Source organism: Pseudoxanthomonas sp. PXM02 (assembly GCF_014851805.1).
Taxonomy (GTDB): Bacteria; Pseudomonadota; Gammaproteobacteria; order Xanthomonadales; family Xanthomonadaceae; genus Pseudoxanthomonas_A.
This window is the reverse complement of the sequence record NZ_JACVAK010000001.1, coordinates 1126890-1148101: the sequence shown is the minus strand read 5'-3', so window position 1 is coordinate 1148101 and position 21212 is coordinate 1126890. Positions and strand designations below refer to the sequence as shown.

Below are 21212 nucleotides of genomic sequence, written 5' to 3'. Positions count from 1 at the left end.
TCCGGGCATGCCCATGCTGCGCGCGCTGGCGCTCTGCCTGCTGCTCACCTTCGCGCCCGCGTGGGCGCAGTCGCTGGCGGCGATTCCCGCGCTCGACTCGCCGGTGGTCGATACCACCGGCACGCTCGATGCCGCGCAGAAGCAGCAACTCGAGCAACAAGCGCTGGCGCTGCAGCAGCGCAAGGGCAGCCAGCTGCAGGTGCTGATCGTGCCCAGCACGCAGCCTGAAGACATCTTCGACTACACCCAGCGCGTCTATGACCAGTGGAAGCTGGGGCGAAAGGGCGTGGACGATGCCGTCATGCTGGTGGTCGCCAAGGATGACCGCCGCGTGCGCATCCACACGGGCTACGGGCTGGAAGGCGCCATTCCCGATGCCATCGCCAACCGCATCATCCAGGAGTATCTGGTGCCGAAGTTCCGCGCCGGCGACTTCGCCGGTGGCATCACCGATGCGACGGCGGTGCTGGTGAAACTGGTCGATGGTGAAGCGTTGCCCGAACCGGTGAGCGACAACCGCACCGGCCAGGCCCGTGGCGGAAGCGGCGCATTGTTCGCCCTGTTCGCAGCGTTCGTCGTTGCCACCATGGTCCGCGGCGTATTCGGTCGTGCCCCCCGACTGTTGCGCGGTGTGTTCACCGGTGGCGCGGCCGGTGGTGTGGTGCTGTTGCTGTCATCGATCATTCCGCTGACAGCCTTCGCGGGCATCCTGGGCCTGTTCTACGGTCTGCTCGCCGGCTCGTCCGGGAGTTTTGCCCGCCACGGCGGCTGGGGTGGCTTCGGCGGCGGTGGCTGGGGAGGCGGTGGTTTCGGAGGGGGAGGCGGCGGCTTCGGCGGAGGGGGTGGAGGCGGCTGGGGAGGCGGTGGCGGCATGTCGGGAGGCGGTGGCGCCTCGGGGAGCTGGTGATGAGGCTGCTGCGCCATCTGTTCGCTCCGTCTTCGCGCAGGCTGTTCCCGGAGGACAGCCTGCAGCGCATCACCCAGGCGATCGCCGACGGTGAACGCGGGCACCGCGGCGAGGTCATGTTCGCGGTGGAGTCCAATCTGCCGCCCGGCGCGCTGCTGGCCGGCATGCAGGCGCGGGAGCGCGCGCACGAAGCGTTCGTCCGCCTGCGTACCTGGGACACCGACGCCAACAACGGCGTGCTGATCTACCTGCTGCTGGCCGACCACCGGATCGAGATCGTGGCCGACCGCGGACTGACTGGGCGGGTGAGCGATGCGGAATGGTCCGCGGTGTGCCGCCTGATCGAGGCGGAGATGCGGGCAGACCATCCCGAGCAGGCGATCCTGGAAGGCATCCGCGCGGTGTCGGATCATCTGGCGCGGCATTTCCCGCAGTCCGACGGACAGCCGGACGAGGATGAGCTGCCGAACCGGCCCCATCTGCTGGATTGAGGGACGCCGGTGCGGTCCGCGGTCATCCACGCGCGTACGTGCTGGGGCAAAATAGCCCATCCCCACCGGCCAAGCCGAGGCGCATGATCTACCTCCACCAGATCGATCCGATCATCTTCTCGCTGGGTCCGGTCAAGCTGCACTGGTACGGCCTGATGTACCTGCTCGCGTTCGTCGTTGCGTGGTGGCTGGGCCGCCAGCGCGCGTCGCAGGGGCGCCTGCCCGGCGTCAATGCGGACGCCTTCTCCGACCTGATGTTCTACGCGATGCTCGGTGTCGTGCTGGGAGGCCGCTTCGGCTATGTCCTGTTCTACGGCTTCGAGACCTTCCTGGAGAATCCGCTGTCGATCTTCAAGGTGTGGGAGGGCGGCATGAGCTTCCACGGCGGCCTGCTCGGCGTGATGGCGGCGGCGCTGTGGTGGTCGCGCAAGCATCGGCTGCACTTCTTCGACACCATGGATTTCGTCGCACCGCTGGTGCCGCCGGGGCTGGGCTTCGGCCGGCTAGGCAACTTCATCGGCGCCGAACTGTGGGGCAAGCAGACGCACAGCGACTGGGGCGTGATCTTCCCGACCGATCCCGCATTGCGCAGCCTGGATGCCGTCCAGTTGCAGGCGCAGTACGCCGCGGGCGCGCTGGACCCTTTCGCGCGCCATCCGTCGCAGCTCTACCAGGCGTTCCTGGAAGGCCTGGTGATGTTCGTGGTGCTGTGGGCGGTGTCGCGCAAGCCGCGGCCACGCTATCTGGTATCCGGCCTGTTCGCGCTGATGTACGGCGTGTTCCGTTTCCTGGTCGAGTTCGTCCGCGTGCCGGACGAGGGGCACTACGTGGCGTGGGACTGGCTGACCAAGGGCCAGATCCTCAGCGTGCCGCTGGTGCTGCTGGGCCTGTACCTGCTGTGGCTGTCGCGCCGTTCGCCGACGTTGCAGCCCGTTGTTCCGCCGCCGGATGCCGGCAAGCAGACCGCATGAAGCCCTTCGCCGGAGACAAGGCATGAAGCAGTACCTCGACCTGTTGCGCCACGTACTGGAACAGGGCGCCGAGAAGTCGGACCGCACCGGCACCGGCACGCGCAGCGTGTTCGGCTGGCAGATGCGCTTCGATCTCAACGAAGGCTTCCCGCTGGTCACCACCAAGAAGCTGCATCTGCGCTCGATCATCCACGAGCTGCTGTGGTTCCTGAAGGGCGAGACCAACATCGCCTACCTGAAGGACAACAAGGTCAGCATCTGGGACGAGTGGGCCGACGAGCATGGCGAGCTGGGGCCGGTGTACGGCAAGCAGTGGCGCAGCTGGGAAGGTGCGGACGGCAGGACCATCGACCAGATGCAGTGGCTGGTGGACGAGATCAAGCGCAATCCGGATTCGCGCCGCCTGGTGATCAGTGCCTGGAACGTGGCCGAGCTGCCGAAGATGGCACTGATGCCGTGCCACTCGCTGTTCCAGTTCTACGTGGTGGACGGCAAGCTCAGCTGCCAGTTGTACCAGCGCAGCGGCGATATCTTCCTGGGTGTGCCGTTCAATATCGCCAGCTACGCGCTGCTGACGCACATGGTGGCGCAGGCGACCGGGCTGGGCGTGGGCGATTTCGTGCACACGCTGGGTGATGCGCACCTGTACTCGAATCACTACGAGCAGGCGCGCGAGCAGTTGTCGCGCACGCCGCGTGCGCTGCCGAAACTGCATCTCAATCCGGAAGTGACCGACCTGTTCGGCTTCACCTTCGATGACATCGAGATCCACGGCTACGATCCGCTTCCGGCGATCAAGGCGCCGGTGGCGGTCTAGGTCCCGGTGCGCATCTCCCTCATCGTCGCACTGGATCGCCAACGTGCGATCGGTCGCGACAACGATCTGCCGTGGCGCCTCCCGGATGATCTGAAGCGGTTCAAGGCGCTGACGTTGGGCAAGCCGGTGCTGATGGGGCGGAAGACCGCCGAGTCACTCGGTCGCGCACTTCCCGGTCGGCTGAATCTGGTGCTGACCCGTAGTGGCCGCGTGCCGTTCGAGGGTATGCAGGCCGTTGCATCCGTCGATGAAGCGGTCGCGATCGCCGAAGCGCAGCAGGCAGAAGAGCTGTGCGTCATCGGCGGTGGTGAGGTCTATGCGCTGACGCTGGACCGCGCCGATGTGCTGCACCTGACAGAGGTGGACACCGTGGTCGACGACGCGCATGCGTTCTTTCCGGCATTCGACACTGCGGACTGGCGTGAGACGGCACGCGAGCATCATCCGGCGGATGCGAAGCACGCGTTGGCGTTCGACTTCGTGGAGTACCACCGCGCGCGCTAGCCGCTCGGCAGCGCCCCCGGTGCGCGGTAGTGGCCAATGATCGTGTGATGGAACAGGAGGTCGTTCTCCTGTGTGCCGGCGTTGATGTTGTGCAGGATCAGCGGCGTCCCGTCGTGGCTGCGGCGGTCCGACACGATGCCGATGTGCAGCAGACCGCTGCCCGTGAGCTTCCACGCGACGATGTCGCCCGGCGAAAAATCGTCGGCGGACTGGCCGATATCCTGCTCCCATCCCTGCCGCGCGAACCAGCGCATCTGGTTGGGCACGCGGCGATGGTCGATGTTGCGGTCGGGGCGGCTCAGGCCCCATTGCTGCGGATACACATCGAAGTGCGCGCGCATGTCCTCGTGGATCGCCTGCTGCAGGTCCAGACCCTGCGTGCGCAGCGCGCGGATCACCACATCGGTGCAGACACCGCGATCGGCCGGCACGTCGCCGCCGGGATACGACAGGCCGAAGTAGGTCGGGTCGTAGATGCGAACGACCCCGATCTGCGCGCGTGCCGCAGCGACAAGCGGAGGCGAGGGCTGCGCGGGAACAGCGTCCGCCCGCGTCGCTATCGGTGCCGGATCTTGCGCAGGTGCGGGAGGCGCGTCCGCGCGACACGCAGCCAGCAGGACGATCAGCAGGCACAGCGTCGACAGCCACGCCCGCCGCATGCTCAATCCTTCGGCAGCTCGCCCTTCGGCGGAGGCGGCACGTCGCGACCGGGCACCTGCACCAGGCGGATCTCGTCGGTATCCAGCTGCAATGCAGTCAGCTTGCCGCCCCACACGGCGCCGGTATCGATCGCATGCACGCCGTGGCCGATCATCAGGCCCAGCGTGGACCAGTGGCCGCAGACGATCTTGAGGTCGCGTTCGGCACGCCCGGGAACCTCATACCAGGGGTACAGGCCCTGTGCCTGCTGCCCGGGTGCACCCTTCTCTTCGATCGCCATACGTCCGCGCGGCGTGCAGTAACGCATGCGCGTGAGCACGTTGATGATGGCGCGCGAACGGTCGTGGCCGGACAGGTGCGGCGCCCAGTTCGGCTTGTCGCCATACATGTTGCGGAACAGCTTGCGATAGGCGTTGCCATGCAGTTGCTGTTCGACTTCGCGCGCATGCTTCTCGGCCAGCGCGGTAGTCCACTTCGGCGCGAGGCCGGCGTGCACCATCATCCAGCCGAGGTCGCGGTCGACGTGCACCAGCTTCTGCAGGCGCAGCCAGTCCAGCAGTACGCGCGCATCGTCGGCGAGCACCACGCGCTGCAGGTCGGGGTTGACCTTGCGCTGCTCATCCGGCGACCGCTCGCCGATGGCCAGCAGCGACAGGTCGTGGTTGCCGAGTACCGTGGTGCTGCGGTCGCGTAACGAGTAGACCAGCCGCAGCGTCTCCAGCGACTGGCCACCGCGATTGACCAGATCGCCACAGAACCACAGGCGGTCCTGCGCCGGATCGAATCGGATCTTCTCAAGCAGACGCTGCGTGGCGTCGTAGCAGCCCTGCAGGTCGCCGATGGCCCAGACACTCATCGCGCCGGGGCCTCAGTGCAGGGTCCGCGGGACGGACAGGGTGAACGGAGCGATGGGAGCGTCGAAGCGGGTGCCGTCATCGGCCAGCATGTCGTAGCGTCCCTGCATGGTGCCCAGCGAGGTTTCCAGGATGGCACCCGAGGTATAGCGGAAATCCTCGCCCGGCCTCAGCCAGGGCTGCTCGCCGACCACGCCTTCGCCATCCACCGTTTCCACCTTGCCGTTCGCATCGGTGATCACCCAATGGCGGCGCAACAGCTGCGCGGGCACGTTGCCGCGATTGCGGATGCAGATGGTGTACGCGAACACGTAGCGCCCGTCCTCGGGCGTGGACTGGTCGTCCAGGAAGCGCGTGGCGACATCGACGTCGATGGCGTAGTCGGGGGAATCCATGCGGGAAGTGTATGCAAAGGCGTGTAAAAGCGGAAACAACGCCGCGACGGCGTGCGTGGTCAGCCTTCCGCCGGCAGGTTGGCGAGGCGGACGAAGCCTTCGACCTCGATCTGCTCGGCGCGCGCATCGGGGCGCAGGCCGGCCGCTTCGATCTGCTCGGTCGAACAGGTGCCACCCAGTGCATTGCGCAAGGTCTTGCGGCGCTGGCCGAACGCGGCGCGCACGACCTCCTCGAAACGCCGATGGTCGGCGATGCCAATCGCTGCCGCATCGCGTGGCACCAGTCGTGCGACCGCCGAATCCACCTTGGGCGGCGGACGGAACGCGCCCGGCGGCACGACGAACAGGGAATCCACGCGGCAGTAAGCCTGCAGCATCACGCTGAGACGGCCATAGACCTTGCTGCCGGGTTCGGCGGCCATGCGGTCGACCACTTCCTTCTGCAGCATGAAGACCATGTCGTGGATCGAGGCTGCGTGCTCAATGGCATGGAACAGGATCGGCGACGACAGGTTGTAGGGCAGGTTGCCGACGAGGCGCAGCTTTTCGTCGCCGGCCAGCTTGCCGAAGTCCACGTCCAGTACGTTCTTGTGGATGATCGTCAGCCGTCCGACCCCTTCCGACGCTTCCATCAGTGGCGTGATCAGGTCGCGGTCGAATTCGATGGCGGTCAGCTCGCCATGCTTGCGCAGCAGCGGGAAGGTGATCGCGCCCTGACCTGGCCCGATCTCGACCAGCCGGTCACCGGGCTGCGGGTTCACCGCCATCACGATCTTGTCGATGTAGCTGCGGTCGGTCAGGAAGTGCTGGCCGAGGGACTTCTTGGGGGGAGCCTTGAAATGCGACATGCGGGAATTATGCGGGAATGCCGCACCTCGCGTCGGTCGCAGCCGTCTTTCAGGCCCTGCGCCGGGCTGCCATCCGTGCGCAGGTCGCGACGGCGGCGAACAGGCTGGACGGATCGGCGACGCCCTTGCCGGCCAGGTCCAGTGCCGTGCCATGGTCCACGGCCACGCGTGGATAGGGCAGACCCAGCGTCAGGTTCACCGCCTGCTCGAAGCCGCTGTACTTGAGCACCGGCAAGCCCTGGTCGTGGTACATCGCAACCACGGCATCGAAGCCTTGCAGCTTCTGCGGCAGGAAGGCGGTATCGGCCGGCAGGGGGCCTTCCAGGCGCATGCCGTCGGCGCGCAAGGCGTGCAGCAGCGGTTCGATGACCTCGATCTCCTCGCGCCCGAGGTGTCCGGCTTCGCCAGCATGCGGGTTGAGCCCAAGCACGGCGATGACGGGATCAGCGATGCCGAAGTCGCTGCACAAGGCGGCATGCGTGATGCGCAGCACCTGCGCGAGCGCGTCCGGAGTGATGGCATCGGGGACGTCGCGCAGCGGCAGATGCGTGGTGGCCAGCGCGACGCGGACGATGTCGTTGGCGAGCATCATCACCACCGGGCAGCGTGCCTGTTCGGCCAGCAGCTCGGTCGTCCCGCTGTAGGCGATACCGCCGGCGTTGATGGCCGCCTTGTGTACGGGCCCGGTGACGAGGCCATCGAGCTGGCCGCGCAGGCAGGCGTCCGCCGCGTGCGTCAGGGCATCGATCACCGCGCGTGCGTTGCGCGGTTCCGTGCTGCCGAAGGTGTGGGCGGCGGCGTTTGGGATGGGGTGCAGGCGGAGGTCGCCAGGCTGGCGGGCGACCTCGGACTCCGCCAGCAGTCGGAGTGGGAGGTGAAGTGCTTCGGCGGCCGCGCCGAGCGTGGCCGCATCACCGAAGGTAAGCAGGGTGCAGTCCGACCGGGGCTGCTGCGCCAGCCGCACGCACAACTCCGGTCCAATGCCGCCCGGCTCGCCTGGGACCAGCGCCAGCCGGGGTGTCACGTCAGCCGCCCGGCGTGGTCTCGGCGCGGTCGCCGCTGCGGAAGCTCACGTAGGCTTCGCCACGCAGTTCCTGCAGGTAGCGGTTGTATTCGTCTTCGGCCTTGCGGCGGCCGATGGTGTCGCGGACCTGGGCGCGACGGTTCTGGTCGGTCACGTCCGTCTGGCGGCTGCCGACGCGCTGGACGATGTGCCAACCGGCATCGGTACGGAACGGCGCGCTGACCTGGCCATCCTGCAGGCCGGTGATTTCCTTGCCGAACGCCGGGCCGAACGCATCGGCCGGGAACCAGCCCAGGTCGCCGCCGTCATCGCGGCTGTTCGCATCCTCGGTGGATTCCTTCGCCACGGCGACGAAGTCGGCGCCGCCGGCGATGCGCGCGCGCAGCGTATCGATCTTGGCCTTCGCGGCCGCGGCGTCCTGGGTTTCGGTGATGCGGACCAGGATGTGGCGTGCGTTGTATTCCTCGACAGAGCGCTTATCCGCCTGGGCCGCGTCGCGCACTTCCACCAGCTTCAGCAACTGGAACCCACTGGGACCGCGCAGGGGGCCCACCACCTGGCCGGGGCTCATGCCCTTCAGCATCTCGACGAAGGCGTTCGGGATCTCGTCGACACTGCGCCAGCCCAGATCGCCGCCTTCCAGTGCATTGGGACTGTCGGAATAACGGACGGCGGCTGCGGAAAAGTCCAGTTCGCCCTTGTCGACGAGCGCCTTGACGCCATCGATCTTGCTCTGTCCGGTGCTGATCTGTTCGGCGTTGGCGCCGTCCGGCAGCGCGACCAGGATGTGCGCCAAGCGGTACTGCGTGCCGCTGGCAGCCTGTGCGGCCAAGGCCGCGTCGACTTCGCCTTCGCTGACATTGACGCGGCTCTGGGCGAAGCTCTGCTTCAGGCGCTGGATGGTGATTTCGTCGCGCAGCGAATTGCGGAACTCGGGGAACGACATGCCATCGGCTTCCAGCCGCTGGCGCAGGCCGTCTGGCGTGGTGCCATTCTGCTGGGCCACCGCATTGACCGCGTTGTTGAGTTCGGCGTCGTTGACGCGGACGCCGGTTTCGGCGGCGCGCGCGACCTGCAACTTGACCAGCACGAGGCGCTCAAGCACCTGGCGCTCGAGGACCGCACGCGGCGGCAACTGCCCGGGCTGGTTGGCGTACTGGGAGATCACGTTCTGGACGGCGCGGTCGAGCTCGCTCTGCAGCACGACATCTTCGTTGACGACTGCGGCGATGCGGTCCAGCGGCTGCAGCGTCTGCGCCAGCACGGGCGAAGCGGCCGTCGACAGGGTCAGCAGGCCGGCGATCAGGAGGCGGGAAAACGGCTTGGTCATGGCATCGGATCCGGAGCGTAGGAGTTGTCGTCCGGACGCGGCGCGATATTGCTCGGCGGGACGAGATAGAGGTCGTCTCGGTAGTAACCGAGAATAGCACGGCGCAGGGTGCGGTCCGTGTCCTGGCCCGCCGAGCCCAGTCCTTTCAGGACGAACTCGAGCTGGAAGCCGGTGTTCATGTCGCCTTCGCGGTTGCGGACGTAACGGCGGACCAGCGCACGCACGGCAAGGCAGCAGCTGTCCCACTGCACGCCGGCGACGCCTTCCAGCAGGCCGGGTTCGATATCGCGCTGCGTGTCGCGGTAGAACGAATGGTAGTAGCGACCGACCACGCTCCATGCCGGCGTCACCGGATACAGGAACGAGAAGTCGGCCTGCTCCAGCACGTCGCGGCGACGACGGTAACTGACATTGACCACACCGTCGTCCGGCAGCAGGTAGCGCGCACGCACGCTGGCCAGGTCTTCGCGGCGGAACTTCGGATCCCACTGGTACGAGGCGCCGATGGTCCAGCGGTCGGTGGGCGCGTAGTTGGCGTCGACCACCCAGGCCGACTTGCCCTTTTCCAGCGGCACTTCGTTCGGCGCGGTGACACGGACATCGTCGAAGTAGCGGATCTGGCCGATGCTGGCCGACAACCGCTCGAAGCCGTCCTTCTGTCGCAACAGGCGCGTGGTCAGCGCGAGCGTCAGCTGGTTGGCATCGGTCTGGCGGTCCGGCCCGGTGTAGCGATTGTCGCGGAACAACTGGCCGTAGCTGAAGTTGAAGGGGCGGGAGTCGAAGATCGGCAGCCCGTCCTGCTCACGGTACGGCGCGTTGAGGTAGAACAGGCGCGGCTCCAGCGTATGCAGGAAGCGGTCGCCCTTGATCTCCGTCTCGCGGTCGAAATACACACCCGCGTCCAGCGAGCCGATCGGCAGGCTGCGGCTCGGCGAACGGTCGTAGAACTCGGCGATCATCGCCGGCGTGACCCCGCTGGCCGGCACGCCATAGGCCGCGCGGGCCTGACGGATCGCGACTTCTTCGGCAAGGTCCGCGTCGAGCCTGTACTCCGTATGCCGATACGCCAGCGTGGGCGTGATGTACCACGCGGCCCCTTGCAGCGGCATGGAAATGGTCGGCTTGATGTCCAGGCGGCTTCCGCCCGGCTTCTCGTCGTGCTGGAACCTCACGGCTTCCACATGTCCCCCGACGGTGAACCATTGGCTGAGGGGCTGGTTCCAGTTGAGGTACGTGCGAGGAAGGCGATTGTACGGAAGCGAGCGCTCGCTGCTGAGGTAATCCGCCAGTTGCCAGTGGTCCGCCATCAGGCCGGCGGTCCAGTACTCACCGGCGCCATATACGCCGGCCGTGCTCGTCACCGACGAAGACGCCTGGCCATACAGCGAGTTGCCGAAATCCTCGCGGTAACGCGCATCGCTGAGCCAAGTCAGGTTGGCGCGTGCCTGCCAGTTGCGGGTGAACCGGTGGGAGCCGAAATACGAAAGGAAGCCGCGTCCGTGATCGGGGTCCGGATTGTTCGGATTCGACGCGTCGTAGTCCGACTCGTTCATCCGGTCACGGACCAGGTCGTCCTTGGTCATCCAGGTGCCCTGGATCTCGCCGCGCCCCTTCTCGTACAGGTAGCGGAACTCGGCGCCCATCTGGAAGCCGCGCTCGCTCATGTAGCGGGGCTCGAGTGTCGCGTCGTAGTTTGGTGCCAGGTTCAGGTAGATCGGCTGCGTCCAGTCGAAGCCGTTGCGACCCGACAGGCCGATGGCCGGGTACAGCAGGCCGGTATGACGCTGGTCGTCGATCGGGAACTTCAGGTAGGGCACGTACAGCACGGGCACCTTGCCCAGGCGGATCGTCGCGCCACGCGCCACGCCCCAGCCATCATCGGTGTTGATGTCGATGCGCCGCGAGCGCAGTTCCCAGCGCCGGTCTTCGGGGTCGCAGGTCGAATAGGTGGAGTGCAGCAGACTGCCTTCGGGCCCCTTCATGTCGATGCGGTCGGCACCGCCGTTGCCGCGGCGCGACACCAGCTGATAGCGCACGTTGTCGATCTGGTGGGTGTCGGCGCTCTGGTCGCCGCGGGCGGTGTCCGCGATCAGCCGGATGCCGGTGTCCTGGTAGCGGATATGACCGTCGGCGACATAGGTGTCGTTCTCCTGGTCGTACTTCAGGCTGTCGGCGCCGAGGAACTGGTCTCCCTTGATCAGCGAGACATTGCCCTGGTAGTCGAGGTTGGCTTCGGTGCCGCCCAGCTGGTCGCCTTCGATGGATGTCGGTTGCTCGGCACGCTGTTCGCGCGCGGCTTGAGCATTGCCGGGCGTTGCGGGTGCCGGTGCACCGTTGAAGGACGGGATGACGTCCTGGATCGGGCACAGTGCCCAGCTGACGGGCTTGTCATCGTCAGCCAGCGCCGGCAGGCACAGGGCGATGCTGAGGGGCAACGGGAGCAGGCGGAGGGCAGGGCGCACGCGGTGCTGGGCTCGCTGTCGGACGAAAAACGGCCGTTAGCTTGCCGCATCCCATGCATGCGGGCAATGAAGGCTTCGGCCGATGTCGGGGGAGGTTCAGCGACCGGGCGGGCGGTCCACCGGCCTCAGCGTAGCGCGTCCACGTGGACCTTGGCGCAGTCCCGCAGGGCCTCCAGGTCGTAGCCGCCCTCGAGCATCGAGATCAGGCGCCCGCCGGCGTGCCGATTGGCGATGTCACGCAGCTGCCGGGTGATCCACCCGAAGTCCTCGGTCTCCAGCATCAGGTCCGCCAGCGGGTCGCGCATGTGCGCATCGAACCCTGCCGACACCAACACCAGCTGGGGCTTGAAGTCCTCCAGCGCCGGCAGCAGATCGTCCGCCCACGTGTTCTGGAAGCGGAAGCCGCCACTGCCCGGGGGCAGCAGGGCGTTGAACATGTTGCCCACGCCCCGTTCGTAGGGGGCGCCGCTGTGCGGGTAGATGCCGGACTCGTGGGTGCTGAAGTAGGCCACGCGGGGGTCGTTGTAGAAGATGGCCTGGGTGCCGTTGCCGTGGTGGACGTCGAAGTCGATCACCGCCACCCGCTCCAGCCCGTGCTTGTCGCAGGCGTATGCCGCGGCCACCGCGATGTTGTTGAACAGGCAGAACCCCATCGCCGCGGCGCTGGTCGCGTGGTGGCCCGGCGGGCGCACCGCGCAGAACGCCGTCTTGTCTTCGCCGTTCATCACGGCGTCCACGGCGGCTACGCCGGCGCCGGCCGCCCGCAGCGCCGCGGCGCGCGAGGCCGGGCACATCACCGTATCCGGGTCGAGCATCCGGTAGCCGGACACGTCGGCCTCCAGTACCTCACGCACCAGCGCTTCGTCGTGGACGCGGCGCAGGTCACCCAGTTTCACGATCGGCGCCTCGCGCCAGTCCGCCTCTGCGTGGTGGCTGCGCAGGGTTTCGAGCACGACTTCCAGCCGTGCCGGACGCTCCGGATGCTCGGGACCCGGATCGTGCAGCAGGCAGGCGGGATGGGTATAGATGATCAAGGTGCCGGCGTTGCCCCGTCAGGGCGGGAACCGCCTCTCCCGATGGATGTCCGGGACCATTCTATGCGCGGCGCCGGCCAGGCCGGCACTCGACCTTGGGGGAACGCCCCGGCCTTACGAATGGCGCCGCTCGTGCTTCCACAGCACTTCGCCCTGGCCATCGGCACGGGCCAGTACGCGGGCCAGCACGAACAGCAGGTCGGACAGCCGGTTGAGGTAGCGGATCGCCTCCGGCCGCACCGCGTCGTGGCGGACCAGGGTGACCGTCTCGCGTTCGGCGCGCCGCACGATGGTGCGGGCCAGGTGGCAGCGCGAGGCCGCCTCGCCGCCGGCTGGCAGGATGAAGTCCTTCAGCGGTGGCAGGTCGTCGTTGTAATGGTCCAGCTGCCGCTCCAGCGCATCCACGTCGTCGCCGGTGATCGCAGCATGGCCCGGGATGCACAGCTCTCCGCCCAGGTCGAACAGCTGGTGCTGCACCGTGGTCAGCAGCGAACGGATATCGTCTTGCACGCTGGGCACCGCCAGCAGTACCCCGATGGCCGAGTTGGCTTCGTCCACCGTGCCGTAGGCGGTGACACGGGCGGAGTCCTTGCCCACGCGCGTGCCATCGCCGAGCCCGGTGCTGCCGTCGTCGCCGGTGCGGGTGTAGATCTTCGAGAGGCGGTTGCCCATCGTGCGATCCGCGCGGTCAGTCCGCGGTGCGGCCGTGCGGCTTGGCCAGGCGGACGACCTGCTCGACCATCACGTGCACGATGACCGCCACGCCCACATAGATCGCGGCCACGCGCAGGTAGGGCAGGTACCAGTCGCTGAAGTTCTTCCACCAGCCGGCCAGCGTGGGCTCACTGACCACCGGGCTCAGCCAGTAGAAGCTGCCCTGGCTCAGCAGGTGGCAGACGGTGACCGAGGCCAGCAGCGTACCGACCAGCAGGGCCAGCGTGCGGCCGTGGCTGGCGGTCTGGTAACGGCGCAGCAGCGCACCGCCCGCCCACATCGCACCGTAGGCCGGCAGCAGGAACCAGTACGCCTGCGACACGCAATAGTGCGTCCAGAAGTTGATGCCCTGGCCGCTGATCACGATGTAGTCCACGGCGACCGCAGCGGCCATGAACAGCGGGAAGGCCCAGCGCGACCAGGAACGCAGGTAGTAGCCGCCGATGAAGAAGGCGGCCCAGCTGGCGTCGGGCAACGGACCGATGTGGCCGAACGTGGTGGGCAGGTGCAGTCGGGTCAGGACCAGCAGGGCAGCGACCAGGGTCAGCACGAGGGCGCGTTGGGAAGTGGTGTTCATCGGCACGGTTCCGGAGACTCAGCCCCGCATTCTACCGGAGCCAGCGCGCCGGAGGCCGACGAACGGGGGGCAGGAGGCGGGGCGCTATCATGGCCGCATGAAAGAACGGCATGACGTGGTGATCGTGGGCGGGGGACTGGTCGGTGCCAGCCTGGCCATCGCCCTGGACCGGCAGGGGCTGGACGTGGGGTTGGTGGAAGCGAGTCCGGCCGGGCAGATGCCGACCGTGTTCGATCAGCGCAACCTCAGCTTCGCGGCGGCGACGGTCAACGCGCTGACCGCGCTGGGTGTGATGCAGCAGCTGCGCGCGCCCACGGGGCCCATCCGGCGCATCCACATCAGTCGTCAGGGCGATTTCGGGCGGGTGAAGCTCGATGCCGGCGACTACGGTCGCGAGGCGTTCGGCCACGTGGTGGTGGCGCGCGACTTCGGCGAGGCATTGGAGTCGCGGCTGGATGGCCTGTCGCGGCTCACACGCTATCGGCCGGCGCGCTTCGTCGGGTTTGCGCCGGATGAAGCCGGACACCGCGCGCTGCGGATCGCCGATGCGGACGGCGAACGCACGTTGCAGGCTCGGCTGGTGGTCGCCGCCGACGGGACCCGCAGCGCCGTGCGCGAGGCGCTCGGCATCGGAGCGGACGAACACGACTACGACCAGACCCTGTTCGTCGCCCGCGTGCGTGCCACGCAGGCACCGGACGGCACCGCACACGAACGTTTCGGCGATGCAGGACCCACTGCACTGCTGCCGCGCGGCGACCGCCACTGGGGCGTCGTGCACGGCGTGGCGCGCAATGAGGCTGACGCTGTCGCCGCACTGGACGAAGCGGCCTGGCTGGCGCGCCTGCAGCAGGCCATCGGCTGGCGCATCGGCCGGCTGGCCGGCAGCGGGGAGCGCAGCGCCTATCCGATCATCCGCGTCGTCGCACAGCGTCTGGTCGCCGACCGAGCGGTGGTGCTGGGCAATGCCGCGCAGACGATCCATCCGATCGGTGCCCAGGGGTTCAATCTCGGTTTGCGCGATGCATTGACGCTGGCCGAAGAGATCGCACGCCGTGACGATCCGGGCGATGCCGATAGCCTGGCGGCCTACGCCGCACGACGGCAGGAGGACCGCGAGCGCACGCTGGCGTTCTCCGACGGACTGGCGCGCCTGACCGCCAACCCGTCGCCCTTGCTGAAGCCGCTGCGCAGCCTCGGGCTGGTGGCGGTGGATGCGCAGCCGTCGTTGCAGTCGTTCCTGGTGGGCGGCGCGATGGGCTTCCGCGGCGATGTCCCGGTGCTGTGTCGTGGAGAGGCGGCATGAAGCGGCGTGGACAGATCGATGTCGCCGTCGTCGGCGGTGGCGTGGTGGGTGCCGCCTGTGCGCTGCTGCTGGCGGGTGAAGGTCTGGAGGTCGCGCTGGTCGAAGGTCGCGAGCCGCCGCGCTGGTCGTCGTCGCAGCCTGACCTGCGTGTCTATGCTTTCGCGCCCGACAACGCCGCGTTGCTGGATGAAGCCGGCGTATGGCAGGCGGTGCGCGACGCGCGCGCGCATCCATACCGCCGCATGCGGGTGTGGGACGCGGCGGGTGGCGACGAACTCCGCTTCGATGCCGACGCGCTGGGCCGCACGCAACTGGGCTGGATTATCGAGAACGCACTGCTGGTCGACCGCCTGTGGGCCGCGTTGCCTGCGGCCGGCGTGCAGGTGCGTTGCCCGGCGCGCGTGGAGGCGATGGAGCAGGACGAGGCCGGGGTGACGCTGCGACTGGACGACGGGTCGCGCCTTGATGCGCGACTGGCTGTCGCGGCCGACGGTGCCGATTCCACGCTGCGCCGCCTGGCCGGGCTGGAGGTTGCCGCACACGACTATGTGCAGCGCGGCGTGGTCGCATTCGTACACACCGGAACGCCGCACGACGACACGGCGTGGCAGCGCTTTCTCCCGACCGGCCCACTGGCCTTCCTGCCATTCACCGAAGGTCAGAGCTCGATCGTCTGGACGCTGCCTGACGACGAAGCGCAGCGCGTGCTGGCGCTGGACGATGCCGCCTTCGGCCGTGAGTTGACGCTGGCAATGGGTGGGCAGCTTGGCCAGGTTGAAGCGGCGTCGCCGCGCGCGGCGTTTCCGTTGCGGCGCCAGTTGGCGAAGGAGTATGTCGCCGGCCGCGTCATCGTTGCCGGCGATGCTGCGCATGTCGTGCATCCGCTCGCGGGGCAGGGCGTCAATCTCGGCCTGCGCGATGTCGCTGCGTTGAGGGACGGCATCCGCGCGGCCCAGGGCAAGCGCGTGGACTGGGCCGCACCGCATCGCCTCGATCGCTGGGCGCGGCAGCGGCGTAGCGAGAACGCGACCGCGGCCTACGCGTTCGAGGGCATCAACAGGCTGTTCTCCAACGACGAGATGCACCTGACCCTGCTGCGCGGGCCGTTGCTGGGCTTGGCCGGCAAGTTGCCGCCGCTGGTGGACTTCTTCTGGCGGCATGCCGCCGGACAACGCACGCACTGACCCCGTCGGCGCGACGCATGCGGTAGCCTCGCGGTTCCCTGCCCGAGGCTGTCCGCGATGAGCGCCGAGCGTTCCTCCACCGATCCTTCCCGTCGTCGCCTGCTGGGGGCGCTGGGCGCCGCCAGCTTCGCCACTCTGCTGCCGGTGGCGCGCGCCCGTGCGTCACGCCCACTCGGCGTCGCGCTGGTGGGCCTGGGCTACTACAGCCGTGACCTGCTGGCGCCGGCGCTGCAGATGACGCGGCATTGCCGGTTGGCCGGCATCGTCACCGGTACACCGGCCAAGGCGAAGGAATGGCAACGTCGTTATCGCCTTCCTGATCGCAACGTCTACGACTACGACGGGTTCGACCGCATCGCCGACAATCCGGACATCGACGTCGTCTACGTCGTGCTGCCCAACCATCTGCACAAACCCTTCACCCTGCGCGCTGCCGCGGTAGGCAAACACGTGTGGTGCGAGAAGCCAATGGCGATGGACGCGGCCGAGGCGCGCGCAATGATCGATGCCTGCCAGCATCATCGCGTGCAGTTGGCGATCGGTTACCGCATGCAACACGAACCCAACACGCAAGCGGTGATGGCGCTCGCCGCCTCGAAGCCCTTCGGACGCCTGCAACGCATCCGGGCCGAGGCGGGATTCCGCGGATTCGACGGAGCATCTCCCGACAACTGGCGTCTGGATCCCGCGCGAGGCGGCGGTGCGATGTACGACATGGGCGTGTACGCCTTGAACGCGGCGCGCTATACGGCAGGCGCCGAACCCGTGGCAGTGACGGCGACGCAGGAGATTGAGCGCACCGACCTCTTCCGTGGCGTCGACGAGACCATGCGCTTCCGCCTTGAGTTCCCCGAGGGCGTCATCGCCGATGGCGAGACCAGCTTCGGTCGCAACATGAATCTGCTGCGTGCCGACTGCGCGGACGGATGGTACGAACTGTCGCCGTTCCAGGCCTACGAAGGCGTGCGTGGCGAAGCCAGTGACGGACGCCGCTTCGACGCGGTGATCGGCGCCACGCCGGCGCAACAGGCGCGGCAGATGGATGCCGACGCGCTGGCCATCCTGGAGAAACGCGCGCCGCGGGTTCCCGGCGAAGAGGGCTGGCGCGACATGCGGGTGCTGGACGCGATCTTCGCGTCGGCGCGCGCTGGCGGGAGCCGCATGGAGATCGCCGCCGGTTGAATCCCGTCAGCCCGGGATGAACGGGAACACGATCTTCAGCAGCCCCTTCAGTCCGCCCTCGGCGGTGCTCGCCACCGCCTTCGCGCCCAGGCTGTTGAGCGCGTTGCGCGCGTCCTGCCAGCGCAGCTTGGTGACGTCCTTCTTCAGCAGGTCCGCGACTTCTTCGGCGGTGGGCGTCAGCTGTTTCAGCGCTTCGGTCACCGCGGCCGGATCGGGCTGCAGGTAACCCCAGCGTTCGGCGATCGCCAGCAGCGTGTCGAAGCGCACCGCCACCACTTCGCGGTTGCGCTCATAGACGGGCAGCGCGCCGACGTCGAGGATGGCCTGTTCGAACTGCTGGTGGTCGTCCGGATGCTCGACGCGGATGGCGAGGAAGCCGTCCTTGCGGCTGCGTTCGCTGACATGCTTCGCGCCCGACTTCAGGTTCGCCTCGGTCAGGGCGTTGGCGACGATGCGCTGCAGGGCGGCATCACGCTCCTCCGGCACCAGCGCACGCCACCGCGCGTAGCCATCGCGACGCAGCGCCTTGATCTTCGCTGGCGTCACCCGCAGCTTGCCGGCGACCGTGAAATTGGACTCGTCGCGGCCGATGGCGCCATCGCGCTCGAGCAGCACGAAGATCAGCAGCTCCAGGTCGCGCTTGGTCAGCGACTGGAAGCCCTGCAGCAGCGTCAGGCGCAGGAACTCGGTGCCGAAACCGGCGGGATCCTTGAGTTCGATGGGCAGCATCGTCGGTCTCCTTGTCAGGGAGGCATCTTGCCACGCCGGGGTGTCAGGGCCTGAGACCTGCGGTGCGCGCCGTCACAGGCCGGTTTCGCGGCCCGGATGTTCGGCGCGGAACGCCTCGATTGCACCCCGGTCCTGCAGCGTGACGTACACCGTACGGCCGTCCTTGCCGCCGAACGCGACGTTGGTGGGCTTCTGTCCCTTCAGCTTCACTTCGCGCAGCAGGTTGCCGTCGGGCGATACCACCGCCACCACACCGGCACCGTAGCGCGCGATGTAGAGATTGCCCTTGATGTCGGTGCGCATGCCGTCCATGCCGTGATCGTCGAAGGCGATCAGCAGGCGCTTGTTCCTGACGCTGCCGTCGGCGCGGATGTCGTAGACCCATACCTTGCGTTGCACGCTCTCATTGACGTACAGGCGCTTCCAGTCGGGGCTGACTTCCACGCCATTGGTCGTGCCCATGCCGCTTTCCAGCAGGTGTGGCGTGCCGCTGCGATCGATGCGCCACAGCTGGCCGGTGTTGTCGGCCCATTTCGGGTCGCTCGCGTACAGCGTGCCGTCCGGGGACATCGCGATGTCGTTGGGCTGGTTCGCCTGCGGCATCGACGCGTGCACTTCCACCCGTTGCGTACCGTGCGGAATGCGCAGGATGTGGTGGCCGCTGTAGTCGGCGATGTACATAGTGCCGTCGACATCGAAGCGGATGCCGTTGCCGGTGCTACCTTCCGGCAGGGTCACGAACAGCGCGGCCGTGCCGGCACCGTGCGCGTCGAACGTCACACGTCCGATCGTGCCGTCGCGCCCGTAGCTCACTGCATACAGCGCGCCGTCCGGGCCGAACGCCGGTCCTTCGATGCCTGCGCTGAAGACGCCGTCGTCGATGACGTCGCGCGCCACGTACAGCACTTCCGTATCAATGTTGGTCGAAGCTTCCGAATGCGCACAGCCTGCCAGCATCAGGGCGAGGAACACGGCGGCGATAGTGTTGGAGCGTGATGACGTCATCCGTTTCCCCTCGGGTGGCGTACGTGTGGAATGCCGGTCTCAGCCGGGCGTGACGAAGACGGTGATCTCTTCGCGGTCGTGGTAGAGCTGGCGGGCGCGCACCTCCAGCGGTCGCTCCGCCTGCTCCGCGAAGAGCTCCAGGCACAGTTTGGTTTCGTCCCAGCGCTTCTTCATCGGCAACTTGAGGTTGAACACCGCGTGCCGGCACCAGCCTTCGCGGAACCACTGCGCCATCCGCTCGGCCACGCGTCGCGGCTGTTCGACCATGTCGCAGACCATCCAGTCCAGCGACTGTGTCGGCTTCCAATGGAAGCCGTCGGCGCGCAGGTGCTCGACCAGCCCGGTGGCCAGCACGTGCTCGCGGAGCGGGCCGTTGTCGACACTGGTCACGCGCAGGTGGTGGCGCGTCAGCACCCAGGTCCAGCCGCCCGGCGCGGCGCCCAGGTCGGCGGCGGTCATGCCCGGTTTCAGCAAGGCCTCGCGCTGGCGTTCGTCGAGCAGTGACAGGAAGGCTTCCTCCAGCTTCAGCGCCGAGCGCGAAGGCGCGTCGGGCAGCAGCTTCAAGCGCGGGATGCCGAGCGGCCACGGTGCGCTGTCGTGTCCATTGGCGACGCAGAGGAACAGGTGATCGCCTTGCACGAACACCACATGCAGGCGCGGCAGGCGTGCGTCGTCCTTCTCGCTGAGGAAGCCCGCCTTGCGCAGCGCCGGACGCAGCGCATTGCCGAAGCTGCGCGCCAGTCCGGCGAGCGGCTTGGCACTGTCGGAATCGGGATGCTCGACCCACAGGTCGCCATAGCGCCCGGCACCGGCCAGCGCAGCGAGGATCGGCGTGATGCGGTCCTTCGGATCGATGCCACGCAACTCGGCGAGCAGCCGCAGCTTCTGACGGGCAAAGATCAGGTCGCGCCATGGCAACGCACGATCGAGCGCCTCGGCCTGCTCGCAGACGAACACGACATGGCCGTCGTTGCGCTGCGCGCGCGCATAGCCGGCGAACCCGGCCAGCGCGGCGCGCTCGGTCAGTTCGGCAGCGAGTTCGGGTTCGAATCCCTGGCGGCAAAAAGCCAGCAGGCCGGTCGTCGATGACATGGCGCGGTCGCGTGAAGCGGATGGCTGCGGCTCCTGCCGCACGGACAGGGTACAGGAGAAGCCGGGGACGATGGCTTCTCCTGCGTATGGCTCAGTATTTGTCGCCGCCGGATTCGCCGTACAGCTTGAGCACGGCACGCGCGTCGTCACGGCGCAGGTCACGCACGACTTCGATGCCGCGCTTGCCGAGTTCGCCGATCCAGTCGGCCGGCAGCGGGCCTTCGTCGAACTCGGTCAGTTCCATCACGTCCTCGGCGCGCGCGCCGATCAGCAGCCGGTCGATGCCGGCCCAGATGGTGGCGCCATAGCACTGGCAGCACGGCTGCGACGACGTCGCCAGCACGACCGGCGCGGTGAGGTCGTTGAGGCGCGGCGTCTGCAGGCGCTGCTGCGCCAGCATGTAGGCCATGGTTTCCGCATGCGCCAGCGAACAGGTATGCGGCATCACGCGGTTCACGCCGAGCGCGATCACGCGGTGGTCCGGGCCGAACACGACGGCGCCGAACGGCCCGCCGGTGTTGGCGTCCACGTTGCGGCGCGACAGGTCGATGGCCAGTGCGACCTTGTCTTCGTCGCTCGCGAAGGTCGCGGCGGGATCGACCAGGTCGTGGGTCCAGGCGGGCAGGGTCAGGTGGATCTGTTGGTAGAGCATTACTGGGCAGGCAGTTTCGAGGAGGAGGAATCGGATTCGCAGCGGCCGCTGACGCACTGGCAGGCCGACACGTCGGCGAAGCCGCAGACGGCCATGCGGCCACTGGCGGCGCACTGGGCCTGTACGCCCTGGGGATCGGTGGGGCTGTCCTTGTTGACGCAGGCCGGCATCGCACCACAGCAGTTGCCGACGTTCTTCACTGCGCAATCCGCGCTGGTCCTGCAGGCGTAATCCACGGTGACCGCGCCGGCCTCGCGCGGCGGCAGGTTGCCCCCCGTCGGCTTGGGCGCCGGCGTGGACGTGGATGGCGGATCGCCGGCCGTGCCATCAGAGGACGCCGGCGCGGCGCACCCTGTCAGCGCGAACAGCAGCAGGCAGGACAGCAGGGCAGGCAGCAGGCGCAGTGCGGTGCGGGACATGGCGGACTCCTTCCTTCGATGGTGGTGCGCGCCAGCCTGCCGGCCACCGCCTCAA

The 21212-nt window shown here is 67.9% G+C and carries 22 protein-coding genes and 1 pseudogene; 8 read left to right on the top strand and 15 right to left on the bottom strand.

Features of this window, described 5'->3' with window-relative positions; all coding sequences use genetic code 11:
- The first annotated feature begins 13 nt into the window (after positions 1-13).
- The 5 genes from IB225_RS05590 (at position 14) to IB225_RS05570 (ending at position 3690) form a co-directional block, all read left to right on the top strand.
- Entirely contained in the window at positions 14-907 is an 894-nt protein-coding gene (locus tag IB225_RS05590) for a TPM domain-containing protein (protein WP_192310858.1), read from the top strand.
- Entirely contained in the window at positions 907-1398 is a 492-nt protein-coding gene (locus IB225_RS05585; protein ID WP_192310208.1) for a TPM domain-containing protein, read from the top strand. Before IB225_RS05590 ends, IB225_RS05585 begins: the two co-directional genes overlap by 1 nt.
- Positions 1399-1481: 83 nt before the next feature.
- Positions 1482-2369, top strand: a complete 888-nt coding sequence (gene lgt, locus IB225_RS05580; protein WP_192310207.1) for a prolipoprotein diacylglyceryl transferase — start codon at positions 1482-1484, stop codon at positions 2367-2369.
- Positions 2370-2391: 22 nt separating this feature from the next.
- Complete coding sequence (locus tag IB225_RS05575) at positions 2392-3186, top strand: thymidylate synthase (protein ID WP_192310206.1); 795 nt, start codon at positions 2392-2394, stop codon at positions 3184-3186.
- A 6-nt stretch (positions 3187-3192) separates the two neighbouring features.
- Positions 3193-3690 (top strand): dihydrofolate reductase, encoded by a 498-nt coding sequence (locus IB225_RS05570; RefSeq protein ID WP_192310205.1) that lies wholly within the window; start codon positions 3193-3195, stop codon positions 3688-3690.
- On the opposite strand, the gene IB225_RS05565 is transcribed toward IB225_RS05570, so the two are convergent.
- From IB225_RS05565 to IB225_RS05520, 10 genes and pseudogenes are all read right to left on the bottom strand, one after another.
- Positions 3687-4349 carry a DUF1287 domain-containing protein gene (locus tag IB225_RS05565; RefSeq protein ID WP_192310204.1) on the bottom strand — a complete coding sequence of 221 codons (663 nt, stop codon included), beginning with the start codon at positions 4347-4349 and terminating at the stop codon, positions 3687-3689. The genes IB225_RS05570 and IB225_RS05565 overlap by 4 nt on opposite strands.
- Positions 4350-4351: 2 nt before the next feature.
- Positions 4352-5206: a symmetrical bis(5'-nucleosyl)-tetraphosphatase gene (locus tag IB225_RS05560; RefSeq protein WP_192310203.1), complete on the bottom strand. Its 855-nt coding sequence runs from the start codon at positions 5204-5206 to the stop codon at positions 4352-4354.
- Positions 5207-5218: 12 nt separating this feature from the next.
- Positions 5219-5599, bottom strand: a complete 381-nt coding sequence (gene apaG, locus IB225_RS05555; protein WP_192310202.1) for a Co2+/Mg2+ efflux protein ApaG — start codon at positions 5597-5599, stop codon at positions 5219-5221.
- Between the two features lie 59 nt (positions 5600-5658).
- Positions 5659-6447: a 16S rRNA (adenine(1518)-N(6)/adenine(1519)-N(6))-dimethyltransferase RsmA gene (gene rsmA / locus IB225_RS05550; protein WP_192310201.1), complete on the bottom strand. Its 789-nt coding sequence runs from the start codon at positions 6445-6447 to the stop codon at positions 5659-5661.
- A 49-nt stretch (positions 6448-6496) separates the two neighbouring features.
- Positions 6497-7471, bottom strand: a complete 975-nt coding sequence (gene pdxA / locus IB225_RS05545; protein WP_192310200.1) for a 4-hydroxythreonine-4-phosphate dehydrogenase PdxA — start codon at positions 7469-7471, stop codon at positions 6497-6499.
- Between the two features lie 19 nt (positions 7472-7490).
- Positions 7491-8801, bottom strand: a pseudogene (locus tag IB225_RS05540) (peptidylprolyl isomerase); the annotation flags it as partial.
- A complete protein-coding gene (gene lptD / locus IB225_RS05535; RefSeq protein ID WP_192310198.1) occupies positions 8798-11263 on the bottom strand; it encodes an LPS-assembly protein LptD in 2466 nt (821 codons plus the stop codon). The pseudogene IB225_RS05540 and the gene lptD, both read right to left, overlap by 4 nt.
- Positions 11264-11388: 125 nt before the next feature.
- Positions 11389-12297, bottom strand: a complete 909-nt coding sequence (locus tag IB225_RS05530; RefSeq protein ID WP_192310197.1) for a histone deacetylase family protein — start codon at positions 12295-12297, stop codon at positions 11389-11391.
- Positions 12298-12411: 114 nt separating this feature from the next.
- Positions 12412-12969 carry a cob(I)yrinic acid a,c-diamide adenosyltransferase gene (locus IB225_RS05525; RefSeq protein WP_192310196.1) on the bottom strand — a complete coding sequence of 186 codons (558 nt, stop codon included), beginning with the start codon at positions 12967-12969 and terminating at the stop codon, positions 12412-12414.
- Between the two features lie 16 nt (positions 12970-12985).
- Complete coding sequence (locus IB225_RS05520; RefSeq protein ID WP_192310195.1) at positions 12986-13588, bottom strand: hypothetical protein; 603 nt, start codon at positions 13586-13588, stop codon at positions 12986-12988.
- 97 nt (positions 13589-13685) lie between these two features.
- Between IB225_RS05520 and ubiH the strand changes: the two genes are divergently transcribed.
- The 3 genes from ubiH to IB225_RS05505 are packed head-to-tail and all read left to right on the top strand — an operon-like array spanning position 13686 to position 17260.
- Positions 13686-14894: a 2-octaprenyl-6-methoxyphenyl hydroxylase gene (ubiH, locus tag IB225_RS05515; protein ID WP_192310194.1), complete on the top strand. Its 1209-nt coding sequence runs from the start codon at positions 13686-13688 to the stop codon at positions 14892-14894.
- Positions 14891-16078, top strand: coding sequence for a UbiH/UbiF family hydroxylase (locus IB225_RS05510; protein WP_192310193.1), 1188 nt, complete (start codon positions 14891-14893; stop codon positions 16076-16078). Before ubiH ends, IB225_RS05510 begins: the two co-directional genes overlap by 4 nt.
- A 57-nt stretch (positions 16079-16135) precedes the next feature.
- Positions 16136-17260: a Gfo/Idh/MocA family oxidoreductase gene (locus tag IB225_RS05505; protein WP_192310192.1), complete on the top strand. Its 1125-nt coding sequence runs from the start codon at positions 16136-16138 to the stop codon at positions 17258-17260.
- Positions 17261-17266: 6 nt separating this feature from the next.
- On the opposite strand, the gene IB225_RS05500 is transcribed toward IB225_RS05505, so the two are convergent.
- From IB225_RS05500 to IB225_RS05480, 5 genes are all read right to left on the bottom strand, one after another.
- The gene (locus tag IB225_RS05500; protein WP_192310191.1) at positions 17267-17989 is read right to left on the bottom strand and encodes a hypothetical protein; all 723 of its coding nucleotides are present in this window, start codon (positions 17987-17989) and stop codon (positions 17267-17269) included.
- A gap of 72 nt (positions 17990-18061) precedes the next feature.
- Positions 18062-18946 carry an SMP-30/gluconolactonase/LRE family protein gene (locus IB225_RS05495; protein WP_192310857.1) on the bottom strand — a complete coding sequence of 295 codons (885 nt, stop codon included), beginning with the start codon at positions 18944-18946 and terminating at the stop codon, positions 18062-18064.
- Between the two features lie 87 nt (positions 18947-19033).
- A complete protein-coding gene (rlmM, locus tag IB225_RS05490; protein WP_192310190.1) occupies positions 19034-20086 on the bottom strand; it encodes a 23S rRNA (cytidine(2498)-2'-O)-methyltransferase RlmM in 1053 nt (350 codons plus the stop codon).
- A 91-nt stretch (positions 20087-20177) separates the two neighbouring features.
- Positions 20178-20738, bottom strand: a complete 561-nt coding sequence (locus tag IB225_RS05485; protein WP_192310189.1) for a nucleoside deaminase — start codon at positions 20736-20738, stop codon at positions 20178-20180.
- On the bottom strand, positions 20738-21157 hold the full coding sequence (locus IB225_RS05480) for a hypothetical protein (RefSeq protein ID WP_192310188.1): 420 nt from the start codon (positions 21155-21157) through the stop codon (positions 20738-20740). Before IB225_RS05480 ends, IB225_RS05485 begins: the two co-directional genes overlap by 1 nt.
- Positions 21158-21212 lie beyond the last annotated feature (55 nt).

What these genes read in the sequence shown, in the direction of transcription:
- IB225_RS05590 (WP_192310858.1), top strand. Translation starts at nt 14, where the DNA reads ATGCTGCGCGCGCTGGCGCTCTGCCTGCTGCTCACCTTCGCGCCCGCG.
- IB225_RS05585 (WP_192310208.1), top strand. Translation starts at nt 907, where the DNA reads ATGAGGCTGCTGCGCCATCTGTTCGCTCCGTCTTCGCGCAGGCTGTTC.
- lgt (WP_192310207.1), top strand. Translation starts at nt 1,482, where the DNA reads ATGATCTACCTCCACCAGATCGATCCGATCATCTTCTCGCTGGGTCCG.
- IB225_RS05575 (WP_192310206.1), top strand. Translation starts at nt 2,392, where the DNA reads ATGAAGCAGTACCTCGACCTGTTGCGCCACGTACTGGAACAGGGCGCC.
- IB225_RS05565 (WP_192310204.1), bottom strand. Translation starts at nt 4,349, where the DNA reads ATGCGGCGGGCGTGGCTGTCGACGCTGTGCCTGCTGATCGTCCTGCTG.
- IB225_RS05560 (WP_192310203.1), bottom strand. Translation starts at nt 5,206, where the DNA reads ATGAGTGTCTGGGCCATCGGCGACCTGCAGGGCTGCTACGACGCCACG.
- apaG (WP_192310202.1), bottom strand. Translation starts at nt 5,599, where the DNA reads ATGGATTCCCCCGACTACGCCATCGACGTCGATGTCGCCACGCGCTTC.
- rsmA (WP_192310201.1), bottom strand. Translation starts at nt 6,447, where the DNA reads ATGTCGCATTTCAAGGCTCCCCCCAAGAAGTCCCTCGGCCAGCACTTC.
- IB225_RS05525 (WP_192310196.1), bottom strand. Translation starts at nt 12,969, where the DNA reads ATGGGCAACCGCCTCTCGAAGATCTACACCCGCACCGGCGACGACGGC.
- IB225_RS05520 (WP_192310195.1), bottom strand. Translation starts at nt 13,588, where the DNA reads ATGAACACCACTTCCCAACGCGCCCTCGTGCTGACCCTGGTCGCTGCC.
- ubiH (WP_192310194.1), top strand. Translation starts at nt 13,686, where the DNA reads ATGAAAGAACGGCATGACGTGGTGATCGTGGGCGGGGGACTGGTCGGT.
- IB225_RS05510 (WP_192310193.1), top strand. Translation starts at nt 14,891, where the DNA reads ATGAAGCGGCGTGGACAGATCGATGTCGCCGTCGTCGGCGGTGGCGTG.
- IB225_RS05505 (WP_192310192.1), top strand. Translation starts at nt 16,136, where the DNA reads ATGAGCGCCGAGCGTTCCTCCACCGATCCTTCCCGTCGTCGCCTGCTG.
- IB225_RS05500 (WP_192310191.1), bottom strand. Translation starts at nt 17,989, where the DNA reads ATGCTGCCCATCGAACTCAAGGATCCCGCCGGTTTCGGCACCGAGTTC.
- IB225_RS05495 (WP_192310857.1), bottom strand. Translation starts at nt 18,946, where the DNA reads ATGCTGGCAGGCTGTGCGCATTCGGAAGCTTCGACCAACATTGATACG.
- rlmM (WP_192310190.1), bottom strand. Translation starts at nt 20,086, where the DNA reads ATGTCATCGACGACCGGCCTGCTGGCTTTTTGCCGCCAGGGATTCGAA.
- IB225_RS05485 (WP_192310189.1), bottom strand. Translation starts at nt 20,738, where the DNA reads ATGCTCTACCAACAGATCCACCTGACCCTGCCCGCCTGGACCCACGAC.
- IB225_RS05480 (WP_192310188.1), bottom strand. Translation starts at nt 21,157, where the DNA reads ATGTCCCGCACCGCACTGCGCCTGCTGCCTGCCCTGCTGTCCTGCCTG.